At 61.7% G+C, this 21127-nt stretch carries 18 protein-coding genes and 2 tRNA genes; 10 read left to right on the forward strand and 10 right to left on the reverse strand.

Features of this window, described 5'->3' with window-relative positions; genetic code table 11:
• Positions 1–80: 80 nt before the first annotated feature.
• Positions 81–209, reverse strand: a complete 129-nt coding sequence (locus NKH80_RS16925) for a hypothetical protein (RefSeq protein ID WP_352992616.1) — start codon at positions 207–209, stop codon at positions 81–83.
• 312 nt (positions 210–521) lie between these two features.
• Between NKH80_RS16925 and NKH80_RS16930 the strand changes: the two genes are divergently transcribed.
• The gene (locus NKH80_RS16930; RefSeq protein WP_352992618.1) at positions 522–1313 is read left to right on the forward strand and encodes a hypothetical protein; all 792 of its coding nucleotides are present in this window, start codon (positions 522–524) and stop codon (positions 1311–1313) included.
• Positions 1314–1566: 253 nt separating this feature from the next.
• Here the strand turns inward: NKH80_RS16930 and NKH80_RS16935 are convergent, their stop codons facing one another.
• From NKH80_RS16935 to NKH80_RS16950, 4 genes are all read right to left on the reverse strand, one after another.
• A complete protein-coding gene (locus NKH80_RS16935; RefSeq protein WP_352992620.1) occupies positions 1567–3069 on the reverse strand; it encodes an AlbA family DNA-binding domain-containing protein in 1503 nt (500 codons plus the stop codon).
• A gap of 138 nt (positions 3070–3207) precedes the next feature.
• Positions 3208–3780, reverse strand: a complete 573-nt coding sequence (locus NKH80_RS16940) for a hypothetical protein (RefSeq protein ID WP_352992622.1) — start codon at positions 3778–3780, stop codon at positions 3208–3210.
• Positions 3777–4709 carry a hypothetical protein gene (locus NKH80_RS16945; protein WP_352992624.1) on the reverse strand — a complete coding sequence of 311 codons (933 nt, stop codon included), beginning with the start codon at positions 4707–4709 and terminating at the stop codon, positions 3777–3779. Before NKH80_RS16945 ends, NKH80_RS16940 begins: the two co-directional genes overlap by 4 nt.
• A gap of 710 nt (positions 4710–5419) precedes the next feature.
• On the reverse strand, positions 5420–8794 hold the full coding sequence (locus NKH80_RS16950) for a hypothetical protein (RefSeq protein ID WP_352992626.1): 3375 nt from the start codon (positions 8792–8794) through the stop codon (positions 5420–5422).
• Positions 8795–8890: 96 nt separating this feature from the next.
• Here NKH80_RS16950 and NKH80_RS16955 point away from each other — a divergent pair, with 96 nt between their 5' ends.
• From NKH80_RS16955 to NKH80_RS16990, 8 genes are all read left to right on the forward strand, one after another.
• Positions 8891–9358, forward strand: a complete 468-nt coding sequence (locus tag NKH80_RS16955) for a peroxiredoxin (protein ID WP_352506455.1) — start codon at positions 8891–8893, stop codon at positions 9356–9358.
• Positions 9359–9496: 138 nt separating this feature from the next.
• Positions 9497–10789, forward strand: coding sequence for a M23 family metallopeptidase (locus tag NKH80_RS16960; RefSeq protein WP_352992628.1), 1293 nt, complete (start codon positions 9497–9499; stop codon positions 10787–10789).
• A 133-nt stretch (positions 10790–10922) separates the two neighbouring features.
• The gene (locus tag NKH80_RS16965) at positions 10923–12089 is read left to right on the forward strand and encodes an ROK family transcriptional regulator (protein ID WP_352506457.1); all 1167 of its coding nucleotides are present in this window, start codon (positions 10923–10925) and stop codon (positions 12087–12089) included.
• Positions 12086–12850, forward strand: a complete 765-nt coding sequence (locus tag NKH80_RS16970; protein WP_254817614.1) for an ATP-binding cassette domain-containing protein — start codon at positions 12086–12088, stop codon at positions 12848–12850. The genes NKH80_RS16965 and NKH80_RS16970 overlap by 4 nt, the downstream gene beginning before the upstream one ends.
• A 39-nt stretch (positions 12851–12889) precedes the next feature.
• Entirely contained in the window at positions 12890–13930 is a 1041-nt protein-coding gene (locus NKH80_RS16975; RefSeq protein ID WP_352703056.1) for a sugar ABC transporter substrate-binding protein, read from the forward strand.
• A gap of 162 nt (positions 13931–14092) precedes the next feature.
• Positions 14093–15088 carry an ABC transporter permease gene (locus tag NKH80_RS16980; RefSeq protein ID WP_254817612.1) on the forward strand — a complete coding sequence of 332 codons (996 nt, stop codon included), beginning with the start codon at positions 14093–14095 and terminating at the stop codon, positions 15086–15088.
• The gene (locus NKH80_RS16985) at positions 15085–15855 is read left to right on the forward strand and encodes an SDR family NAD(P)-dependent oxidoreductase (protein ID WP_352992631.1); all 771 of its coding nucleotides are present in this window, start codon (positions 15085–15087) and stop codon (positions 15853–15855) included. Before NKH80_RS16980 ends, NKH80_RS16985 begins: the two co-directional genes overlap by 4 nt.
• Complete coding sequence (locus NKH80_RS16990) at positions 15852–16508, forward strand: GNAT family N-acetyltransferase (RefSeq protein ID WP_352703065.1); 657 nt, start codon at positions 15852–15854, stop codon at positions 16506–16508. The genes NKH80_RS16985 and NKH80_RS16990 overlap by 4 nt, the downstream gene beginning before the upstream one ends.
• Before the next feature lie 197 nt (positions 16509–16705).
• On the opposite strand, the gene NKH80_RS16995 is transcribed toward NKH80_RS16990, so the two are convergent.
• Entirely contained in the window at positions 16706–17104 is a 399-nt protein-coding gene (locus NKH80_RS16995) for a hypothetical protein (protein WP_352649095.1), read from the reverse strand.
• Positions 17105–17769: 665 nt separating this feature from the next.
• Positions 17770–17845, reverse strand: a tRNA-Val gene (locus tag NKH80_RS17000).
• A gap of 217 nt (positions 17846–18062) precedes the next feature.
• Between NKH80_RS17000 and NKH80_RS17005 the strand changes: the two genes are divergently transcribed.
• Positions 18063–18139: transfer RNA gene (locus NKH80_RS17005), tRNA-Asp, on the forward strand.
• Between the two features lie 212 nt (positions 18140–18351).
• On the opposite strand, the gene rbsK is transcribed toward NKH80_RS17005, so the two are convergent.
• From rbsK to NKH80_RS17020, 3 genes are read right to left on the reverse strand one after another with little or no spacing between them, the layout of a single operon-like run.
• On the reverse strand, positions 18352–19293 hold the full coding sequence (gene rbsK / locus NKH80_RS17010) for a ribokinase (protein WP_352703067.1): 942 nt from the start codon (positions 19291–19293) through the stop codon (positions 18352–18354).
• Positions 19294–19297: 4 nt separating this feature from the next.
• Positions 19298–19750, reverse strand: a complete 453-nt coding sequence (locus tag NKH80_RS17015; RefSeq protein ID WP_352477323.1) for an RbsD/FucU family protein — start codon at positions 19748–19750, stop codon at positions 19298–19300.
• Positions 19751–19781: 31 nt separating this feature from the next.
• Positions 19782–20840, reverse strand: a complete 1059-nt coding sequence (locus tag NKH80_RS17020) for an ABC transporter ATP-binding protein (protein ID WP_352703070.1) — start codon at positions 20838–20840, stop codon at positions 19782–19784.
• Positions 20841–21127 lie beyond the last annotated feature (287 nt).

Consider the following 21127-nt stretch of genomic DNA (forward strand, 5'->3'; position numbering starts at 1 on the left):
TACGACCGATGTGCTCACACCTTCCTGTCGGCGATCGCCTTCGCTGCAGCCTTCATCTTCTGGATCAATGAGTCCTGACCCTAGCTCCCGAGAATGGCCGAGATGCCATTCGTCTCATCGATCGGAACGAGCAGGTAGCGCAAATTGCCGACGTTCTGCGGCGCTTCGATGAACGTCTTGTTCTGCGCCGGGAGCGGAACGTCCGCCATCTGAAGGTTTCTATGTCCAAGCTGCCCTTAGGAGCGAGCACTCTTCGATCATTCACCGAGGGCAGCGGTTGTGGTCACCACATTGGCTAGTCGCGCCAAATCCACTAGCAAAATCAGGGGAAATGGCGGTCCAGTCCTTCGCCAGCTATCGTTTAAAAGAATTCCTTAATCGAAGTGTCCGAACCATTCGATGATATTGCAGCCTGCGGAACGGCAAGGTGCGGCCGTCAAAGCACGTTCCGGTCATCACTGGCTCCGGCCATTTCGCAGGCGTAACGTGCTGGGCAGAAGAAACCCGAGCTGTGATGAGAAATGCTTCTCCGCGATCTACCCAGCTTTAATTCCGTCAAGGTCGGCGGGCGGTATCTCAGACCCGGCGACGTCTTCGAAACGATCACGCAGTCCTGTCGCATGGTCCTGATCGAGATGAGCGACCGGTCGCTGCCTCTGGCTCGCAGAGGGACGGCGACGTTGATCAAGCACGGCGGGACAAATTACGTTGTGATGACGCGGCACCAATTCGACTTGCCGCGTGGAAGCGAGGTGTCGAAGGAAGTTCTTGAAACGGCTCGTGTCGCAAGCGGCAAAGGAGTCCTGTCCAACATCCTGCTACAGCACTGCATATTCGAGACTGGTAACCCCGACGAGGAGTATCACGACCTTCTCCTGTTCGAGACGGCGGCTGACTGGAAAACCAAACACCAAGACCAGCCGTATTTCTTTCCGCTGGAGCCGTTGTGGAGGGGAGAGAGGATCAAATCGTTCTTGGTGGGTAACCCATCCCTTGAAGGTGTCATCGACGCCTATCATGAGAACTTCGAACCATTGCGGCCGGGCGATATCAACATCAAACGCGCGATATCGGATTGTGACTTTGATTACTCATTCATGTCGAACGCCTCATATTACCGCAGATACGTGAACGCACGGGAGCGACCTGTTGCAGACGGCTATAGCGGTGGCGCAGTGTTCTCCATGATCGGCGAAGCCGGGAGCCATGCAGTCGTCCTAGATGGGATCGTAGTCCGCGCCGGAAGAAAGCATGTCCACGTCATTGATGTTGATTACCTGCTCACGATCATCGCCGACAGGCGGAGAGGCTAGGCGAGCAAATTTTTGCTCTCGTTTTGCTAATATTTGCCCGACGGGATCGGCTATCGATCTGAAATCATGCGGCTATTTATGATCTGGCGGTCCAGTCGTCAGCCTATGTGATCACCACAAAGCACCTACACTACGTGCCATTAGGACGCCGTTGCGGCGATTGAGCACGAACGCTTGGACTTCCTTTCCCGGACAGCGGAAAGCTCCGCCGGAATGGCAGGGTTTCGGGACCAGGGCGGCCCAGGCATGTGCTTCAGCCTTTTGATTGTTGACGCGCACCGCGATCCGGCTCGGGATGCTGTTGAGCTCGGCTTGTGCCTTCTTTTTCCTTTGAGATAGACGGCCCGGAGCTCTGTGTCAGGAGGATAATTTCCTCGCCGGGGTTTTCGGCCGAGGGGTACGCGGCGCCGTTCTGGAAGAAGCGATGATGCTTGAGGATGCGTTGTAATTTTTCGTTGGCCTTGCGGGTCGTTGCATAAACGAGCTTGGCTCGCGCCGCATCCAGCAAGCCCGCGATCAGGTCCCGGGTCTGCTTTCCACGATGCTTTTGCTCGACGAAGAGCCATCCTAGTTCGCGCGTGAAGCCACCTGGATTGGCTGTAGCCTGCGCCTTCTGAAAAACACCGTTCCGGTAGGCGGCAGCCGGCTTCTTAAGAGCCCCGACTCCGACGATTGCCTTCTCGTATCGGATGAAGCCCAGGACATCCGCCGTCTTGAGGCGAGCCTCGATGCCATCTGCGACTTCGCCCCCCTTCTTGATGAGGACCGTGAAATCGTTGAGTTCGTTCTCGGTACAGTCGCCGGGCTTCTTGATCTTTACCGAGTATTTTTCCGTCTCGACCTTGTCGACCACGATCTTGAGCGCGTCCTTGAAAATCGGGTGGAGATCTTCCTTCGTTAGCTCTTCTGCGGCCTTACCCTTCGCGCTGATCGTGAAGTTGGCGGTGCCTTTCGCGATGGAGTCCAGAAGCTTTCTATCGTCTAGAAGCTGGTCGACCAGTTCGTCACGAAGCTTGATTCGCTCACGCTCCGTGACGGGATCGTCGCGCTTGTCCTGACGGAAAATCGTTCGAAGTCTCGAGGCAACATCGTTGGTTTCTGAATTGATGCGGGTGACGTAAGCTTGGATGGTGTCGAGGGCGCTTTCCGTATCGCCAAGCTTGCTGTCGGCCCAGCCGAGTTGATCGGCCATGCTCTGGATACTGGCATCCAAAGAAGCTTCGAGCTGGCCGAGTTCTTTCGTCATGCGGCCTGCTGCCGCCTCAAACCGCTCGGCAAATGCGCGCGCTTCGCTTTCGAGGAAGATTTTCAGAAGCTCGGTTGGATGCAGCGCGCGATTACGTCGCCCATCACGCGTGCAGTAGATGCCCCTGGGGGTGCAGTGTGGCTTCGTAGCGCTGGTCGGGACATCGATCCGCAGAAACGACTTGCCGTCGTCATTTTCGATGCTGACATTGATAGCGACCGGTGGAATGCATCCCAGAGCTTTGTTGACGATCTGAAGTATCGTTCCATCGCCAACATCACATCCCACCACGACGCCGACCTGTGCGCCTCCATCCCCGGCGCGTTCATCGACGCCAGCAAGAATGGCTCCGCCACCCGCGTTGGCGAACGCGACTAAGTCCTCAGCAGAAACGCCGTCTGGGCCGCGCTTGAAGTCCGCGCGATCACCTTCTCCGGCCTGCAGGAGCGAGGCGGTATCCGCGGTTACTGTCTTAGTGATCTTCTTCGAAGGCATGTTCAAAGTTAGCATATCGCAGTCTTTGGAACAAAATCGACCTGCCTCATAGCAGCGGTGCGGCGCCGATCTCGGCGCGTGTCTACGTGCGCTCCCTTGTGTCAAGGTGACGATCAATGAGATCCTGTTGTGGAGTTTGGGAAAGCGATCACCTCAACGGTAGCTCGGCTTCGCCGACTTATCTGCCGCCTGGAGCGCGGTCGCTATCTGCTCTTGCTCCGCGGGTGTAACCGGCCTCCGGTCGAAAGGGGGTTCTCGCGTCTCTCTACCGTATGAAAGGATCGGGGCGCCTCGTTCGACCGTTTTTAGGAACGTGACGCACGGCCGTTCGACGACGCCAACCCGATGGATGATCCCGGCCTGAAGAAAATAGCTGTCTCCGGTGCTGCTGTCGAACATCGTCATTGCTTCAAGCTTTCCTAAGCGCCCCGTAGGCGACAGGGTCGACTCGGCCTTTCCGTAGACCACCACGAATTCCCTCTCCTCGCCGTCAGGCATCTCGACGAAACGGAACATCTCGCTCCTTATCCGACCAAGGCGGACGATGGAGTGGATATCGAAGGAATGCTGGTGCCGGTCGTTCTCAGGACTGTCTGATCTCCCCGGAAGCCATACGTGCACGCGGTGGCTGGCGCCATCGCACTGCGACTCCTGTAGGTAGTAGAACCCGAGCGGATGGGCGCGGAAGTCCGCGCTTCGCGCAACGGCAGCGGCCACGTCCATCATTTGTATCTGTGCTTCCGCTCGGTGATCATCTTGGCGACTTCTTGCTGCAGAGCGTCGACATCATCGAGCTCTATGCCGAAGGCGTTCAGAGTTTCCTTGTCGCAGCTCTTCGCCTCCAACTTCCTGCCCTTAAAGACGGCCTCATCCCACTTCACCTCCCGGGACACGGCGGTCTCGTTCCTGACCGTATTCACCAACATCTCGTAGAATTCGGAACCGAAGTCGAAAAATAGAGCCGACTTGGCCTTGTCGTCCTGCGTCATGATCGCGCCGTTGTCGGAAAGATCGACGCGAAAGGCCGGAAGGAATTTCGAGTAGTATACCCTGATGTTAATGTACTTGTTGTTCGCGCTTACAATCGCGCAAGCCATGCTTGTCGCCAACACGTTGGCGAGCAGCGGATTGCCGTCAGAATCCTCACCCAGCGACGACAGGATGTCCCGATACGACCGGATCAGCCGCTCGTCCATCGGGTCAGGAAGAACCACCTCGACGTCGATGTTGCGCTTTTGAACCTTGGCCTGCTCATCGAGCTTGAGGAGAGGCTCCGAGCGGAAGTACGAGCCGGACCTGCCCCAGAACATGTAGCTTCGCGCCGCGACAGGTAGCTCCTTCATGCGGCCGCTTATGTCGCGCGGGCGGACGGCCGTGACCTCGCGGAGTCCAGGATTTGGGCCGATGAAATGCACGTATATGCCGTAGAAGGCGAGGATGATCAGCGAGCCGGTCAACACCTGCATGAACACGCCGTCTACGACGTCCTGAAGGATTCCCTTGGGCATCAGATTTCGCTCTAGACCGATCACGGCTAGGCATCCGACGCAGAGGCAGATGAACCCCCAGAAGAACCACTTCCGGGCGTATGGCGAGCCAAGGTCGTCGAAGAAGTCGACGGCGGTGATCTTTGATGTTTTCACGGTAATACCCAAGCCATGTTTCCGAGCGAAAGTAACGGCATCTGCGACCAACGCAATGCTCGTCGCCGTCGCCGCCGCCCCGCGATCATAGAATTCTATCGATACGAAAGAAGGGATTCTGACATTTCGCAAAGTCCAGGTAAACTGCATCCGTCGGTCGAAACGGAATCCAAAAAAATGCCACCCGTCTCAGCTTCATCGGAGAGGCTGGGTGGGGAGTACCACTTGGTCCACTGAAAGACTCGCCCCGACGATTGCAGATAACTATCGCAGCCCTTGTCGCCGAGTTTGCCGAAAGCCGCAGGCGCACGAAATCGCTGCTATGCGCCTTGGCCATAACCGTCGAGTAGAAATCTTGAAAAGCGTCCCCGCTACATTTGCGAAGTTTCAGCTCAAGGGCGACGCGCCACCAATACCGTTGATCTGGGGTCATGCGAACGTTATCGCGCTCAAGGGTTTTCCGAGGGGAGAGTTTAAGGAGTCACCGGCAACACAGCGCTGATCACATCCGGGTGCAACGTCGGCCTACAGATTCGCTTTGGGCGATGTCTGCATTCGGGCAGCGGCAAAGGCACTCCGAACGACCGATTTTTAGGCGCAAAGCGGCCATTTAGGCCCGGGCGGACGTCAGTCGCCTTTGGATCATGGGCGTGAATTCGCGGGGCGGACGAGCAGCCGCTTAAGATCAAAACTCGGTCGCTCGAGGTAATTGGGTTTTGACCTCACCGATACTCGAAGATCGACCTGAAAATCCCGGGCGCTATCACCGATAGCGGATTGACCTCCAGGTTGGGCTTGTTGGCGTTGCCCTTGAGCCTGTAGGTGACGCCGATCAGGCCGCGGTCGCGGCCGTTGCCGAGCAGCGCGCCGATCAGAGGCAGTTCGCCGAAGATGCGGTTTACGCCGTAGGCCGGCATGAACGTGCCGGTCATGTCCATGTTGTTGTTCTGGTCGTAGAGCGTGCCCTGGAAGGTGGTGCCGATGCGCGGGCCGCGCAGCACGCCGTTGCGCAGCTTCAGATAGCCACTGCCCTTATCGATCTCGCTGAAACCGCGCTCGAACTTCACCCTCGACGTGTCGAGATTGCCTTTGACCGCCTCGTTGAGGCTGCGGTTGTCGCCGGCCGGCGTCGTCGACACGATCGAGGCGAGCTTCGGCTCGTTGACGACAAAGAAGTCCTTGGCGTCGACCTGGCCTTTCATCGGCCCGTCGCCGGCCCCGGTCAGCGCCAGCGTGATCGAGCCGCCTTCCATATGCTCGTAGATGTTGAGGAAGCGCAGTATGGCGCCGGCGTCGGCCGACTTCATGTTGAGCGTGCGCAGGCCGCCGACGGTCGTGTTGCTGATGGTGATGGCGGCTCCCGAACTTGCCGTGGCGCTCACCTTGAGCCCGTTCACCCGGGACCCTGCGGCGCTGTAGTCGAGCTTCAAATTCGACAGCACCTCGTCGTGGAAGCCGGTCAGGGAGCTGACGTCGGCGCTGACCGAGATCGCATCGACGCCGGTGGTCTTGGTGGCGGTATCGACATCGGACGTGAATTGCTTGATCAGCGAGCGTGCGTCCAGCGCGCTGCCGCTGACCTCGACCGCATAGGCCTTGCCCGACCGCTTCACCGAGACGGCGACGTCGTCGCCCCTGTTCAAGGTGACCTTGCTGAACCGGGCCGAGGACAAGGCGCCCTTGACCAGCACCGCGCTGCCGTCGATGGAAAAGGTCTTGCCATCGAGTTCGAAATTGGAGAGCGTCGTGGTGTCGCCGGTCTTCGCCATGGCGAAGACCACCTTGGCGGGAATGCCAGGCCCCTTGCTCCAGCCGGCCCAGGGGATGTCCAGCCTGGCATTGGTCAGGTCGGCCGACACGTTCTGGTTGCCGGTGCCACTCTTGTCGATCGCCACCTTGATGGTTCCGGAAAGCAGCGTCGACAGGCCAGGCATGGCGGTGGCGCGCGTCTTGTCGTCGAGCACCAGCGCCACTTTACGACTGCGCGGCGGGCCGCCATCCCTGAGCGGCTCGATCAGGTCGAGCTCGGCCGGAATGCCGTTGAGCAGCGCCTTCGCCGAGATCACCGCCCGGTCGGGCGCAACCGTGATCGAGCCGTCGGCATGGCTGACCGTCTGGCCCTCGAACGGCTTGCCCAGCGACAGGTCCTTGTAGTCGAGCGCCACCAGCCAATCGAGTTTGGAAGAGTCGACACCGGACTGCAGCGGAATATCGGCCTTGACGTGGCCGGTCACCGTGCCGGACAGGTCGTCCGGCAGCAGGCCGACATGGCGCATGGCATTGATCGGGTCAAAGGATGCCAGCTCGGCGATTGCCGGCGCCTCGCCGGCGACATCGATGTCGAGCGCGCCGATCACCGGCGGATGGTTCGCCGCCTTGACGGTGAGCGTGCCGTTGCTCGCCGCCACCGTGCGGCCGCTCGGCATATAGACGCTGCCCGACGACAGCGCGACGTCGACGTCATTGCCGTGGAAGCCGACGACGCCGACGGCATCGCGGATCGGCGGAATGCGGCCGGCCGTGTCGAAGCGCGATCCTTCGACCTGGAATCGGCCGAACACTTCATCGGCCGAAAGCGGCACGCCGTTGCCGAGCCGTCCGGGCACGACCTGGAACTGCAGGCTGCCATCGACCACGCGGCCGCCGAACAGGTTCTTGAGCACCCACAGCCTGGCATTGCGCGCCGAAAACCATGGCCATAATTGCTTGACGTGCGAGACCGGCATGTCGTGGAGATTGAGCGCCACCGATATGCCCGGCGCCTGGTTGGCGACGAATGAAACCGAAGCCGTGCCCAGCACTTCGCTGCCCGGTCCGGACCGGACGCCGATCTGCTCAGCGACCAGCTTTTGGCTCGTCGGCTGGTAGACGCCGGCGATACGGGCAATGAAGCTGAGTGCCGGCTCCGGCGAATCGGAAGGCGCCAGGGTCGAACCGTCGCTGGTCAGGTCGTAACGATAGGATGGCTCCTCGCCCGCTGCGCCGGTAGCCGGCTTCGGCCCGATCGAACCGGCGAAATCGAAGGTCGAGCGGCCGGTTTTCACCAGCAAACTGTCGACCTGGATTTTGTTCGACCCGGCGACGAGTGTTGCATCGAGATCGATGTCGGCCGGAAGCAGGCCGCGCGAACCGAGATCGAGCACCGATCCGGTCAGTGACAGGGCAGCGGTCAGCCGCGAACCGTTGTCGCCGGTCCCTTCCGACCCCGCCAGCTTCAAGGCGATCGCACCCAATTTGCCACCTGTCGCAGTGTCGGCGTCCGCTGCCTGGATGCTGGCGTCCAGCGTGGTGATGCGTCGCGTCGCCGGATCGCGGGTGGCGGAAGCGGCGATGGTAAGCGCCCTGCCGTCGACATCCGCGTCGGATGAAAACTCCATGCTTCCCGGTCCCGACTGCGAGACGGAGGCGTCGGCGATGGTGACCGACTTGACCGATCCGGTCTCGGGCAGTGCCAGCTCGACGTTGCGCAGATCGATCTGGCGCATCGAATCCTCGCGCACCGCGTCGAGCGCGCGGTTGAGGTTGGCGAAGACGGCGGCGGAAAGTTTTTCCGGATCGATGAGGCCGTCCTGGTTGCGCAGCTCGGCCGTCCAGTCGCCGCCGGACGGCATTGCCGCCATGACGATGTGCGCGTCGGAAATCCGGGCGCTGGTCAGCCGTACCTCGCCCGAAAGCAACGGGATCAGCCGGATGCCGAAGCGGACCCGGCCGGCATCGGCCATTGGTTTTCCGTCGGCGGTCTTGAGGCTGACGTCGCTGACCTGCAGCGCAATGAAGCTCGACCCGTCAAGCGTCAGCCGGGCCGGCCCGACGGCAACGTCGACATCGAAGCCGGCCAATCTCTCGATTGCCGTTTCGGCTTCCGCGCGAAGCCGCTCCGAGCCGAAGCCGGACACGCCGATCGCGTAGACGCCGGCGCCAGCCAGCAGCACAAGGGCGACAAGGCCGGCAAACAGCCGCGCCATCAAACGGACGCCGCGACCGATCGACGCCTGGCCGAGCGGCGGGACGCGGCACGCGGACGGAAAGGTTCCCAGGTCGGTGATCTCGTCACGCCTGAACCTGATCTTCTCGTGCTGCGGTAGCTCCTGATCCACGCAATCTTCCGTTGAGACGAATTCGATCGTGGACGAATCCTCGCTCGACATTATATCGGTGCAGCCTGGCGCGTAACTTCAAACAAGGGCATCGGTATGGCTGACCTCGACGTGGGCGATGTTGCGCCGCAATTCGATCTTCCGCGCGACGGCGGCGGTTCACTCAGCCTCGCCGCATTGCTGGGAAAACCCATCGTACTCTATTTCTACCCACAGGACGACACCACAAGCTGCACCAACGAGGCGATCGGCTTTTCGCAGTTGAAGCCAGAGTTCGAAAAGGCCGGCGCTGTCGTCATCGGGCTCTCGCCGGACAGCGCCAAGAAACACGACAAATTCAAGGCGAAGTACGATCTGAGCGTCGATCTTGTCGCCGACGAAGAGCGCAAAGTGATCGAGGCTTACCATTTGTGGGTGGAAAAGAAGCTCTACGGCCGCACCTATATGGGCGTCGAGCGGGCGACGTTCCTGATCGGCCGCGACGGACGCATCGCCAGGATCTGGCGCAACGTCCGCGTCAAGGGGCACGCCGAAGAGGTGCTGAACGCGATTCGCGCTCTTTGAGAGCTGCGCCAGGCCGCCGCAATGCGATACCCGTTTTGCGCGAAGACCTTTGCCTGTCGTTCGATCCGGCAAAACTTTGTTAACCCTAATAATGTGTAATCAGGCTCGTCGTTGGTGTCGTAACGAAAGCTTGGTCCCGTGAACGTAGCCAGTCAGTCAGCGGTCTTCGGCAGACGCAAAGAGCCCCACACGGTCATCATCGCCCGGGGCGACCAGATAAGGCATTTCACCATACACCCGTGGCTTGCGGCATTTTGCGGCTCGGCGCTAGCGGCGATCGTCATTGGCTACCTGCTGGCGACCTCTTATCTGGTGCTGCGCGACGATCTGATCGGCGCCACGACGGCGCGGCAGGCGCGCATGCAGCAGGCCTACGAAGACCGCATCTCGGCACTGCGCAGCCAGGTCGATCGCATCACCAGCCGCCAGCTACTCGATCAGCAGCTGATGGAAACCAAGGTCAGCGAGCTGCTGGAACGGCAGAGCCAGCTCAGCCTGCGTCACGGCCGCCTCGGGCCGATCCTCGAACGAGCCGAAAACGAGGTCGCAACGCCGCCCGTGCCGACGGCAAAGCCGGACGAACATGCCGACGCGACCGGCAGCATCCAGCCGATGGGCTATTCCGTCGCCAGCCTTGCCGCCCCCCTTGCCGCTCCTGTGGGCGTTGACGACACCAGGCCGTTCTCACTGTGGTCGACCCGCGCCGATCCGCTGCCGAGCGAAAGCGCGGCCGACCGGGCGGACAAGCTCTTCGTTTGGATCAACAACTCGCTGAAGGCCATCGAGAGCCAGCAGCTCACCCGCATCGCCACACTTGCCGACAATGCCTACAAAAGCGCCGACGCGATCTCGCAGGCGCTTGAGGCCGCCGGCCTGCTCGTCGATAGCGAATTCGAAAAGAGCGACGTCGGTGGCCCGCTGATACCACTCGACAGCTCGTTGGTCTTCGACAGCAAGGTCAAGGAGTTGGACGAGGCTCTTGACGCGCTGGACCATCTTAAAAAGGAAGCGCGGCGGCTGCCGCTCGCCAACCCCGCGCCCGGCCATAGCGTCACCAGCCCGTTCGGCGTGCGCACCGATCCCATCCTCGGCACGGCCGCCTTGCATTCCGGCATGGATTTCAGGGCGCCGGTCGGTATGCCGGCCAAGGTCACGGCAGCCGGCGTGGTCGTCAAGGCCGGCTGGAACGGCGGCTACGGCCGCATGATTGAGGTCGACCACGGCAACGGTTTTGTGACGCGTTACGGGCATCTCAGCGAAATCGACGTCGCCGTCGGACAGAAGCTCGATGCCGGAGACATCATCGGCAAGACCGGCAACAGCGGCCGCTCAACCGGCCCGCATCTGCATTACGAGGTCCGCCACAACGGCGAGGCAATCGATCCGCTACGCTTTCTGGCCATCGGCAAGAAGGTCGAGCGGTACCTCTAGGGAGCCGGGCTGCTCCCTTCGGGCTCGGCATGACGCCAGGTTCGCTCCGCACGGGGTGTCAATTTTATTTTTGAATTCCATTTGACTGAATAAATCTTCGGTGCCAGTCTGACCTCTCTCGAGGGCGCAAGGCATGGCACTGCGGGGAACCAATCAGGAGTTCGGGCGGCCGTATAATCGGCGCATCGTGCTCGAATCCATCCGCCTTCACGGACCGATTGCCCGCGGCGACATTGCAAGACGCGTCGGGCTCACCGTGCAGACGGTGTCGACCATCGTTCGCGAGCTGGAAGAGCACGGTTACGTGTTGTCGCTGCGCGAAGAGCCCAAGGGGCGCGGCCTGCCACCGGCGACGCTGCGCATCAATCCGGAAGGCGGCTATGCCGTCGGCATCCACGTCACCCCGCTGGGCATCAATGCCGCCCTGATCAACCTAAGCGGCGATGTTATCGAGAGCACCTACCGCGAAGCCCCAAATGCAACGCCCGACCACGCTTTCGACCTGATCGGCGCCATGGTGCTCGAATTGACGGCATTGCGGCCCGGTGGCCGCGTTCTCGGCATCGGCATGGCGCTGCCCGGACCGTTCGGCGTGGAGTCCATGAGCTTTGTGGGGCCGACCACCATGACCGGCTGGAAGGATGTGGCGCTGCGCGAGCGGCTGGCCGCCTCAACCGGGCTGCCGGCCTTTTTCGAAACCGACATGGCGGCGGCGGCTATCGGCGAGCGCCTCTACGGCCTCGGGACGGCATATTCCGAATATTACTATCTCTATTTCGGTGTCGGCCTCGGCGGCGTCATGGTGCATGATGGGGCCGCATTGCGCGGCGCCTGGGGAAATGCCGGCGAGATCGGCCACATTCCTGCTGTGCCGGGCGGCGAGCCGTGCCCGTGCGGCAATCGCGGCTGCCTCGAACGGTATCTCTCGCTCGAGGCGCTGCGGCGCCGCAAAATCGCCGACGCCGAGTGGGTGAGCGAGATTGCGCCGATATTCCGCAACGCCGTCACCATCATCGAAAACCTGTTCGACCCCGAAACCATCATCCTCGGCGGGCTGGCGTCCACCGACCTGCTCGAAAGGCTTGCCGGCGCGGCCGCGCACCTGCCCAATTCGGTCTCGGCGCGAAGCGATCGCACGACGCCCCGCGTCAGCGTCGCACGCGGCGGCCAGCATGCGGTGTTGCGCGGCGCCGCCGCACTTGCCGTTTCGGGGGTGCTTTCGCCGCGCTTCGGCCAGATCTTCACCGCCGAACGCGAACGCGGTCGGGATCTCTTGCATAACAAGGGGATCGCGGCATGAGTGAACCGCTGCTGGTGCTCGACAACGTCGCCAAGAATTACGGCGCCATCGAAGCGCTGAAAGGCATCAGCTTTTCGATCGGCAAGGGCGAAGTGGTGGCGCTTCTGGGCGACAACGGCGCCGGCAAATCGACGCTGGTCAAGATCATTGCCGGCGGCCTCGAGCCGACCTCCGGCCGCATGCTGTTCGAAGGCAAGGAATTCCTGGCCAAATCTCCCGCCGAGGCCAAGGCCGCTGGGATCGAGACGGTCTACCAGGACCTGTCGCTTTGCACCAACGTCGACGTGGTCGCCAATTTCTTCATGGGCCGCGAGATCACCAGGAAGGTTCTCGGCATTCCGGTACTCGACGAGCGCGCGATGGAGCAGGTGGTACAAAGGGCACTGGCCAGCGCCGGCACCCGCATTCCCTCGCTTCGCACCAATGTCGAGCATCTTTCCGGCGGCCAGCGGCAGGCCATCGAGCTCAATCGGTTCGTGCATTTTGGCGGCAAGCTGGTGCTTCTCGACGAGCCGTTCGCGGCGCTCGGCGTCGAGCAGACGCGGCGCGGCCTCGACATGATCCGCCAGGTGGCGAGCCAGGGCATCGGCGTCGTCATCATCACCCATATCATGCAACAGGCCTTCCAGGTCGCCGACCGGATCGTGGTGATCCGGCAAGGTGTCGTGGCTGGCGACGTCGCACGCAACAAAACAAGTCCCGACGCGGTGATCAACATGATCACCGGAGAGACGCTCGCCGGTGCCGGACCGGCGAACTGAGGGACAAATGAGGGGTCCGGCGCAAGAGGAGCGAACGACATGAAGAAAATACTTCTTTCCGTCTTCGGTATCCTGGCACTGGCCTTTGCCACGCTCACGCCGGCATTCGCTCAGTCGAAGGGCACCGTCTACTACATGGTGCCGACATTGCTCGATGAGTTCCAGACCGGCTCGGTGAGCGCGCTGGAACTGTTCCTGAAGCAGGTCGGTTACGAGATGAAGACGCTGAACGCCGACAACAAGACCGACGCGCAGCAATCGCAGATGAACGACGTCATCGCGCTGAAGCCGGCGGCGATCATCCTTGCCGCCGTCGATTTCAATGCGCTGAAGCCGTCGGTCGAGGCGGCCCGTGCCGCCGGCATCCCGGTCGTCGAGTTCGACCGCCAGATAACCTCGACTCCGTCCGACTTCACCTCGGTGGCCGGAACCGTCGAGATCGGCTACGTCGCCGCCGATCAGGCGCAAAAGCTGCTGACCGCGAAGAACGGCTCGGTGAAGGGCAAGATCCTGCAGGTGCTCGGCGATCCGGGCGACCCTTACACGCTCGACATCCAGAAGGGTTTCGAGGAGAAGATGAAGGCGTTCCCGGACGTCAAGATCATCTCGCTGCCGGCCATGCAATGGGAGGCCAGTAACGCGGGCACCATCGTTGCCGACCAGATACTCGCCAACCCCGACATCGACCTGATCTTCAGCCACGCCGCGCATCTTTCGGTCGCCGCCGTCGCCTCGCTCGAGGCCGCCGGCAAGAAACCGGGCGACGTCATGCTGATGAGCTCGAACGGCGCTCCGGTCGGCCTCGACCTGATCCGCAAGGGCTGGCTCAACGTCGAAGTCGAGCAGCCGCTCTACGCCCAGGCTGCGGCGGTCGCGATGTTCATGGACAAGGTGGTCAACAAGCAGGAGATCAAGCCAGGCGAATATGACGTGCTTGGCCTGAAATCGACCCTGACCAAGGAAGCGTGGGGGCCGAACATCAAAATCCCCGGCGCTGCGATCACCAAGGAAAATGTCGATAACCCGGCCTTCTGGGGCAACATGAAGCCGCCGACCGAAACCATAAAGCCGGTCGAATAGCAAACTCGCCAGAAGCTCCGGGCCATGCCGGCCCGGAGCCCTGCCCTGCAGCTCCGGTGCGTTCGAACGGACGCGCAAGGGAATGCTGCAGCAATTTTCAACCGCGCCTGATAGTCCGAAAACCGGGTGGTTTTTCGGGGTCGGCGCCAACCGGATCCTGAGATGAACCCCCGCACGCGCCAAACCCTCGAGTTCATCCTCGACAATCTCGTCTGGTTCATGCTGGTCTTCGTGCTGGTGGTCTTTTCCATCCTTATCCCGAACTATTTTCAGCTCGGCATTTTCGCGAACATCATCGAGGCGTCGAGCGTGCTCGGCGTCATGTCGATCGGCTTGGCGCTGGTCATCATCGCCGGCCATATGGACCTGTCTGTCGAGTCGGTGGCGGCGCTCAGCGCGATGGCGGTCGGCATTCTGTTCTGCTCGTCGGGCATCGGCCTTGGCATCCAGTTGCAGCCGCAATGGCTGATGGTTCCGGTTTCGCTGCTCATCGCCCTTGCCGTCGGCGGCCTCATCGGCGTCATCAACGGCTACCTGGTGGTGAAGGTGAAGATGAGTGCCTTCATCATCACGCTGGCCTCCTACATCTGGGTGCGCGGCCTGGTGCTGGTCATTTCCGGCGGCCGGTCGGCACAGGACCTTGCGCCGGCAATCCGCTGGTTCGCCATCCAGCGCCTGGGCGGCCTGCCGCTGACCGCCTGGATCGCCATCGCCTGTTTCATCGTCTTCTCGCTGATCATGGCCAAGACGCCCTTCGGCCGGCACCTGGTCATGATCGGCGGCAACGAGACTGCGACCTTTCGCGCCGGCATCCGCGTCAACCGCAACCTGGTCATAGCCTTCGTTCTCGCCGGCGCCATTGCCGGTCTTGCTGGCTGGCTGCTGGCAATCCGCACCTCCGGCGCAACCGCCAATCTCGGCGTCGGCCTGTTGTTCAATGCCTTCGCCGCGGTCGTCATCGGCGGCGTTAGCCTGAAGGGCGGCGTCGGCACCTTGCCCGGCGTCTATGCCGGCGTGCTGCTGCTCTCGGCCATCAACACGGCGATAAATTTGATGGGCCTGCCCGCCAACTTCACCCAGGTGATCCACGGCCTGCTGGTGCTCGCCGCCGTGCTGCTCGACGCATTCAAGCAGACCATTCGCCAGAGGCTGGCATGACCGGCCGTCTGGAAGACAAGGTCGCGCTGGTCGTCGGAAGCGCACGCGGGATCGGCAAGGCGATCGCACAGCGCTTTGCCGAGGAGGGCGCGAAGCTGGTCCTGGCCGATACCGAGGTTGAGGCCGGGCAAGCGACTGCGGACGAGCTTGGCGCCGCCTTCATTCGCACCGACATCTCGCAGATGGCCGATGCCGAGGCTGCTGTTACACTGGCGCTCGACCGTCACGGCCGGCTCGACATCATGGTGCAGAATGCCGGAATCTATCCTTGGCAATTGCTGGAAAACACGAGTCCCGACGATTGGGACCGGGTCATGGCGGTGAACTTGCGTGGCAGCTTCATCGCCGCACGCGCGGTGCTGGTGCCGATGAAGGCACAGCATTTTGGCCGCATGCTGTTCACCTCCTCCATCACCGGCCCGCACGTCACCAGCCCCGGTCATGGCCACTATTCGGCGACCAAGGCCGGTATCAACGGCCTCATCCGTTCGGCGGCTCTCGAATTCTCGGGGTACGGCATCACCGTGAACGGCGTCGAGCCCGGCAACATCCTCACCGAAGGCATAGAGCAGCATCGCGGTGCGGCCTTCATCAAGAACATGGAAGACGCCATCCCGCTCGGCCGTCTCGGCAGCCCACGCGATGTGGCCAATGCCTTCCTGTTCCTGGCCTCGGATGACGCCGGCTACATCACCGGCACGACCATCATCGTCGACGGCGGGCAGCTTTTGCCCGAGGGCAAGGATTTCCGGCTGCTACCGCCATGATCCTCGATTTCGGCGGCGGTTTCTTCCTGCGCCGGGCGACCGCCGCCGATCATCCGGCACTTGCGATGATCTGTCTCAAGACCGGCGATGCCGGCAAGGACGCCAGCGGCCGACAGGACGACCCGGACCTGCTCGGCCTGCTCTACACCATTCCCTACCAGGCCCTCGAACCCGATCTGGCCTTTATTATCGATAGCCCGACAGGCGCGGCCGGCTATCTGCTTGGCGCAGCCGAAACAGCCGCTTTCAATGCCAGCCTGGCATCAGACTGGTACCCGGACCTACAGCGGCGCGTGGCAGACCCGGGACCCGACAGCTCACGCTGGCGTGGCAGCGACTGGGCCCGGCACCGGGTCCATCATCCCGATTTCGCTGTCCCGCCTGCGCTGACCGCCTATCCGTCGCACGGCCATATCGACCTGTTGCCGCAAGCGCGCGGGAAAGGCATCGGCAGGCGCGCGATGGCCTTCCTCGAGCAGCGCCTTGCCGCGAGCGGCTCGACCGGCATTCACCTCGAAGTCATGCCGGAGAACGATGGTGCGCTGAAGTTCTATAAGGCGATTGGATTTGAGGTGGTGCAGGACGCTGATTCATCGAAGCGTTGTGTTTATGTGGCGAAACTGATCGCTCACGCTCCGGCGATTGCAGGCTGATCTGCGACAAGCCAATCGCCTAAGTTGCAAAGAACCGGGAGGCCGATGGAAGTACAATGCTGCCGTTCTGCAGCAGCCAGTTGCCCCGTGTGAACACCTTTGCCGCGGGAACGAAACCTTCCTCGCGTGGTCCACCGCAGACACGAAAGTCACCAGCATCAACACAGTGCGGGGCTAATTCGAGTGTGGCGGAGCGGCTAGTTCACTGTGGGCGGCAGGGGAACATTCGCGACCGTTTCCCCGGCCACGATCGAGAACACATAAAGCAGATAGATCGCTAACACCAACAGCGCGAGGAATGAGCCGCTGGCCAAGATTCCCGCAATCGTGGCGCGGCGATACGGTTCGCCTTTTTCCTTCTTGAAGGTGTCTTCTGCGCTACGGGTTGTCTCCACAACCCGTTCGCCCGGAAGCCGGTTTCCTTCAGCCTCCTTAGATATCTTATCGGCGAGATCTCCTGCGATCACCGCATCATCCGCAAGATGACTCGCAAGCCATCCAGGAATATTTTCGCGCCCGCCCATGCTCATATGCAAGTAAGATTTTAGCTTTCTTTTGTGCTCCCTTAAATTACTGTAGGTTTTATCTTTCGGCAATCGTTTGCCACCCAGGTAGCCAGCAGATCAGACTTAGGTCCCACGGGAAAGGCAGTTCGATCAGACCAAAGTCCTACTGTTTATGCGCCCACCCCGGACTGTGAAGCGGTTGGGAGCGGAGATACCGCCGCAACCACGAAACCACTAGTTGCGTCGATCGCTGGTTTGTTTGCCGGGACAACTCGGTATCGAAGGGTCCATGTGCACTACGGGGGACCTTAGCGTCGACAGACCACGTGCCTGTTAGCCAATCTCGATACCATCACTCTCGAGAGGCCCGCCCTGGCTCTGCGACCTCTTCACCAGTGAATGTGACGCCTCGATCAGCCGACGCGATAGGGCGATCGTGTAGCGAAGCTCTTCAATCAGCGCGGTTCCGTGTTCAGTGGCCTGACGAGCACGTGCCACTTGGTTACGGTCGGGCTTCCGAGGGAATTCTTTCACGCTCCGACCTCCAAACCATGCCGACATTATCGCGAAGACCAGTGCCTGGCAACGAACAAGCCCGCCGCCTCTTTCCGATGCGGCGGGGCGATCAAGGAGAAATGATAAGATGCCAGATAGTTGCGTCTACCAACCGCCAGTTGGACGATTCTCCGACGGTGCAGGCGTGTGAACCGGACATTGCAAAAAGACAATGCCTGAATGAACACGTCGATGGAAAGTGGTGGGCGATGACGGGCTCGAACCGCCGACATCTTCGGTGTAAACGAAGCGCTCTACCAACTGAGCTAATCGCCCGCTCCGGGCCGGACCTTTAAGCAGTTAGGACCGGCTTCGCAAGGCCAAATGAACGGCCAGTGGCTTGGCCGGGAGCCGGTTTCGGCAACAAAGTTCGGCTTGTCAAAAAACCTTCTCCTGTTTGCTGTTATGCTGTCCGGGTCCGCTTGACACCCGGTGGCTTACCCCTTATCCACCGCCCCAACGACGAACACGGCTGACACGTGCTCGTCCATGCGCGGGTGTAGCTCAGTTGGTTAGAGTGCCGGCCTGTCACGCCGGAGGTCGCGGGTTCGAGCCCCGTCACTCGCGCCATTTCTCCCTTGGGGTCACGTGCCCTTGATGTCGGAGAAATGTCGACGTTGATTTGTCAAAAAATCATGTTCTTTCGTGACCCAGTCCAGGTCCATTCCTTTCGAATTCTGGCATTGATCCTCATCCATCGACCTGCCCGCCTGTTTGTGGTCACAAGAGCCGGGTCTAACCCATTCGCTCCTGCTCACAGTCTCATCCCGCAGCGCCGGGCTTCACCCCTTGGCGAGCAGCGCCTCGACTTCCTGCAGCGTCGGCATGGACGGCGCGGTGCCCGGGCGCGTGACCGAGATGCCGGCGACGGCGCAGGCGAAGCGCACCGCTTGCAGGGGTTCGATCCCGCTCGACAGCGCTGCGGCCAGGCCGCCATTGAAGGCGTCGCCCGCGCCGGTGGTCTCGATGACCGGGCCGGCGGCGACCGCTGCGACATGCTCGGAACGGTCGGCCGTGTGCAGCAGCGCGCCCTTTTCGCCGAGCGTCACGATGACAGCGCCCACGCCCTTCTCGAGCAGGCTGTCGGCGGCACGGCGGGCATCGTCGATGGAGGATACCTTGATGCCGGTCAGTTCCTCGGCCTCAGTCTCGTTCGGCGTGACATAGTCGCAAAGCGTGTAGATACGGTCCGGGAGCTTGGCCGCCGGCGCCGGGTTGAGAATGGTAGTCACCCCTGCCCCGCGCGCGATCTCAAGCGCCCGCATCGCCGCCTCGATCGGCTGCTCAAGCTGGGTGACGAAGACGCCGGCCGCGCGGATCAGGCCGGCATTTGCCTCGATATCGGCGGGCGAGATCTGCATCGCCGCACCGGGGCTGACGATGATCGCGTTGTTGCCGCTCGTCTCCTCGATGAAGATATAGGCGGCACCGGTGTAGCTTTCCGGCGTGTCGATGACGGCGCTCTTCACGCCGGCCTGCGACCAGGTCTGTCTCGCCATATCGGCAAAGGGATCGACGCCCAGGCGGGTAAGGAAGGTGACATCGGCGCCGAGCCGGCCGGCTGCCACCGCCTGGTTCGAGCCCTTGCCGCCGGGGCCGAGCGTGAAGGACGTGCCCAGGATCGTCTCGCCCATCCGCGGCTGGCGGGCGGCGCGGTAGGCCGTATCGGCGACGAAGACGCCCAATATGACAACCGGCTTCATGACGATCGGTTTCGCCGGCATGCCCCTACTCCGCATCCGGTGGCACGACGCCCTTTCGGAAGGCAAAACAGCCATAGAAGCGGCGCTCGCCGGTCTGGATGACGCAATAGGCCTTCTTGGCGCGTTCGTAGAAGGCGTAGCGCTCGACCGAGATCATCGGCCAGGCCTTGCCCTCGGCGGCATCGATCTCTTTTTGCACTTCCTGCTGCACGGCGGGAATGTCGTCCGGCTTGCCGACGATCTCCATGCGCGCGGCCGCGTCGTCGACGAAGGTGTCCAGCGGATAGAGCGAAAGCACCGCCTTGACCACGTCGGCCGCCGGCGCATCGATGCGCAGCAACCGGCCAAGCACGGTCTGGCGCGCCACCGAATCGGACGGGAAATTGGTGTCGGCGATAATCAGATCGTCGCCGTGGCCCATCGCCCGCAGCGCCTGCAGCACATCGGCATTGAGCAGGGGATTGATTCCTTTGAGCATGGTATTCCTCGCGAAGTTTGCTGGGGCGAAATCAGAGACGCCTTCCGGTCTCTGCGTCGAAGAGATGCACCTGGTCGAGCCGCGGTTTCAGGTGCAGTGTGTCGCCCGGCTTGAAGTCGTGGCGCTCACGGAACAGCGCCACCATCTCGCCTTCGCCGAAGCGCAGGAACACCAAAGTCTCGGAACCGGTCGGCTCGACCACCGAAATCTTCGCCGGAACACCATCTGGATGGATTTCGAGATGCTCGGGCCGCACGCCGTAGACGACATTGCGGCCATCTTCCACGGCGCTCTTGGCAGCAATCGGGAACGGCGTCCCGGCGATCTCGACGACGGGCCTGTCGCCCTTGCGCACGACGCCCTTGAGCAGGTTCATCGAGGGCGAGCCGATGAAGCCGGCGACAAACAGGTTGGCGGGCCGGTCGAACAATTCCAGCGGCGCGCCGACCTGCTCGATGCGACCGTCGCGCATCACCACGATCTTGTCGGCCATGGTCATGGCCTCGATCTGGTCGTGGGTGACGTAGATGGTGGTGGTCTTCAGTCGTTGGTGCAGCTCCTTGATCTCGGTGCGCATCTGGACACGCAGCTTGGCATCGAGATTGGAGAGCGGCTCGTCGAACAGGAACACCTGCGGGTTGCGCACGATGGCGCGGCCCATGGCGACGCGCTGGCGCTGGCCGCCCGAGAGCTGGCGCGGATAGCGCTTGAGGTAGGGATTGAGGTCGAGGATGTCGGCGGCCCGCTTGACCCGCTCAGTGACCACCGCCGGGTCGGTTTTGCGCAGCTTGAGAGCAAAGGCCATATTCTGCTCGACCGTCTTGTGCGGATAGAGCGCGTAGTTCTGGAACACCATGGCAATGTCGCGCTTGGCCGGTGGCAAATGGTTGACGACGCGCTCGCCGATGGCGATGGTGCCGCCGGAGACTGTTTCCAGCCCCGCTACCATCCTCAGCAACGTGGATTTGCCGCAGCCGGAAGGCCCGACCAGCACCACGAACTGCCCGTCGGCGATGTCGACGCTGACATCGTGCAGAACCTTGACGGTTCCGAACGCCTTGGCCACATTGCGGATCGCGACTTGAGCCATCATTCCCCCTTTGGTTGCCGTGAAGCTAAACAACGCAAACGGCGAGGGCAAGTCGGTCTCTTATAGATAAAAAACCCATTCACGTTGACACCGCACTTCGTTGTGCGAATAGTGACAGTGTCCGGCTTATGACCCTGTTCCGGGCGCACCGGTACGCTTGTCCGGTACTGAATGCCAAGCGTCGCGGGAGGGAGAATTCGGGCCGCTATTTACGGGAGTCGCTATCGTTGGGGAACATAATCGGCGCTCCATCATCTGAACCAAATTCACGATTGACCTTCTGGGAG

Origin of the sequence: Mesorhizobium sp. M0904, from assembly GCF_040319475.1 — a bacterium.
GTDB lineage: Bacteria > Pseudomonadota > Alphaproteobacteria > Rhizobiales > Rhizobiaceae > Mesorhizobium.

Excerpts from the sequence above, each read along its gene's own strand:
- NKH80_RS16925 (WP_352992616.1), bottom strand. The coding sequence starts at position 209 with ATGGCGGACGTTCCGCTCCCGGCGCAGAACAAGACGTTCATCGAAGCG.
- NKH80_RS16930 (WP_352992618.1), top strand. The coding sequence starts at position 522 with ATGCTTCTCCGCGATCTACCCAGCTTTAATTCCGTCAAGGTCGGCGGG.
- NKH80_RS16935 (WP_352992620.1), bottom strand. The coding sequence starts at position 3,069 with ATGCTAACTTTGAACATGCCTTCGAAGAAGATCACTAAGACAGTAACC.
- NKH80_RS16940 (WP_352992622.1), bottom strand. The coding sequence starts at position 3,780 with ATGATGGACGTGGCCGCTGCCGTTGCGCGAAGCGCGGACTTCCGCGCC.
- NKH80_RS16955 (WP_352506455.1), top strand. The coding sequence starts at position 8,891 with ATGGCTGACCTCGACGTGGGCGATGTTGCGCCGCAATTCGATCTTCCG.
- NKH80_RS16965 (WP_352506457.1), top strand. The coding sequence starts at position 10,923 with ATGGCACTGCGGGGAACCAATCAGGAGTTCGGGCGGCCGTATAATCGG.
- NKH80_RS16970 (WP_254817614.1), top strand. The coding sequence starts at position 12,086 with ATGAGTGAACCGCTGCTGGTGCTCGACAACGTCGCCAAGAATTACGGC.
- NKH80_RS16975 (WP_352703056.1), top strand. The coding sequence starts at position 12,890 with ATGAAGAAAATACTTCTTTCCGTCTTCGGTATCCTGGCACTGGCCTTT.
- NKH80_RS16980 (WP_254817612.1), top strand. The coding sequence starts at position 14,093 with ATGAACCCCCGCACGCGCCAAACCCTCGAGTTCATCCTCGACAATCTC.
- NKH80_RS16985 (WP_352992631.1), top strand. The coding sequence starts at position 15,085 with ATGACCGGCCGTCTGGAAGACAAGGTCGCGCTGGTCGTCGGAAGCGCA.
- NKH80_RS16990 (WP_352703065.1), top strand. The coding sequence starts at position 15,852 with ATGATCCTCGATTTCGGCGGCGGTTTCTTCCTGCGCCGGGCGACCGCC.
- rbsK (WP_352703067.1), bottom strand. The coding sequence starts at position 19,293 with ATGCCGGCGAAACCGATCGTCATGAAGCCGGTTGTCATATTGGGCGTC.
- NKH80_RS17015 (WP_352477323.1), bottom strand. The coding sequence starts at position 19,750 with ATGCTCAAAGGAATCAATCCCCTGCTCAATGCCGATGTGCTGCAGGCG.
- NKH80_RS17020 (WP_352703070.1), bottom strand. The coding sequence starts at position 20,840 with ATGGCTCAAGTCGCGATCCGCAATGTGGCCAAGGCGTTCGGAACCGTC.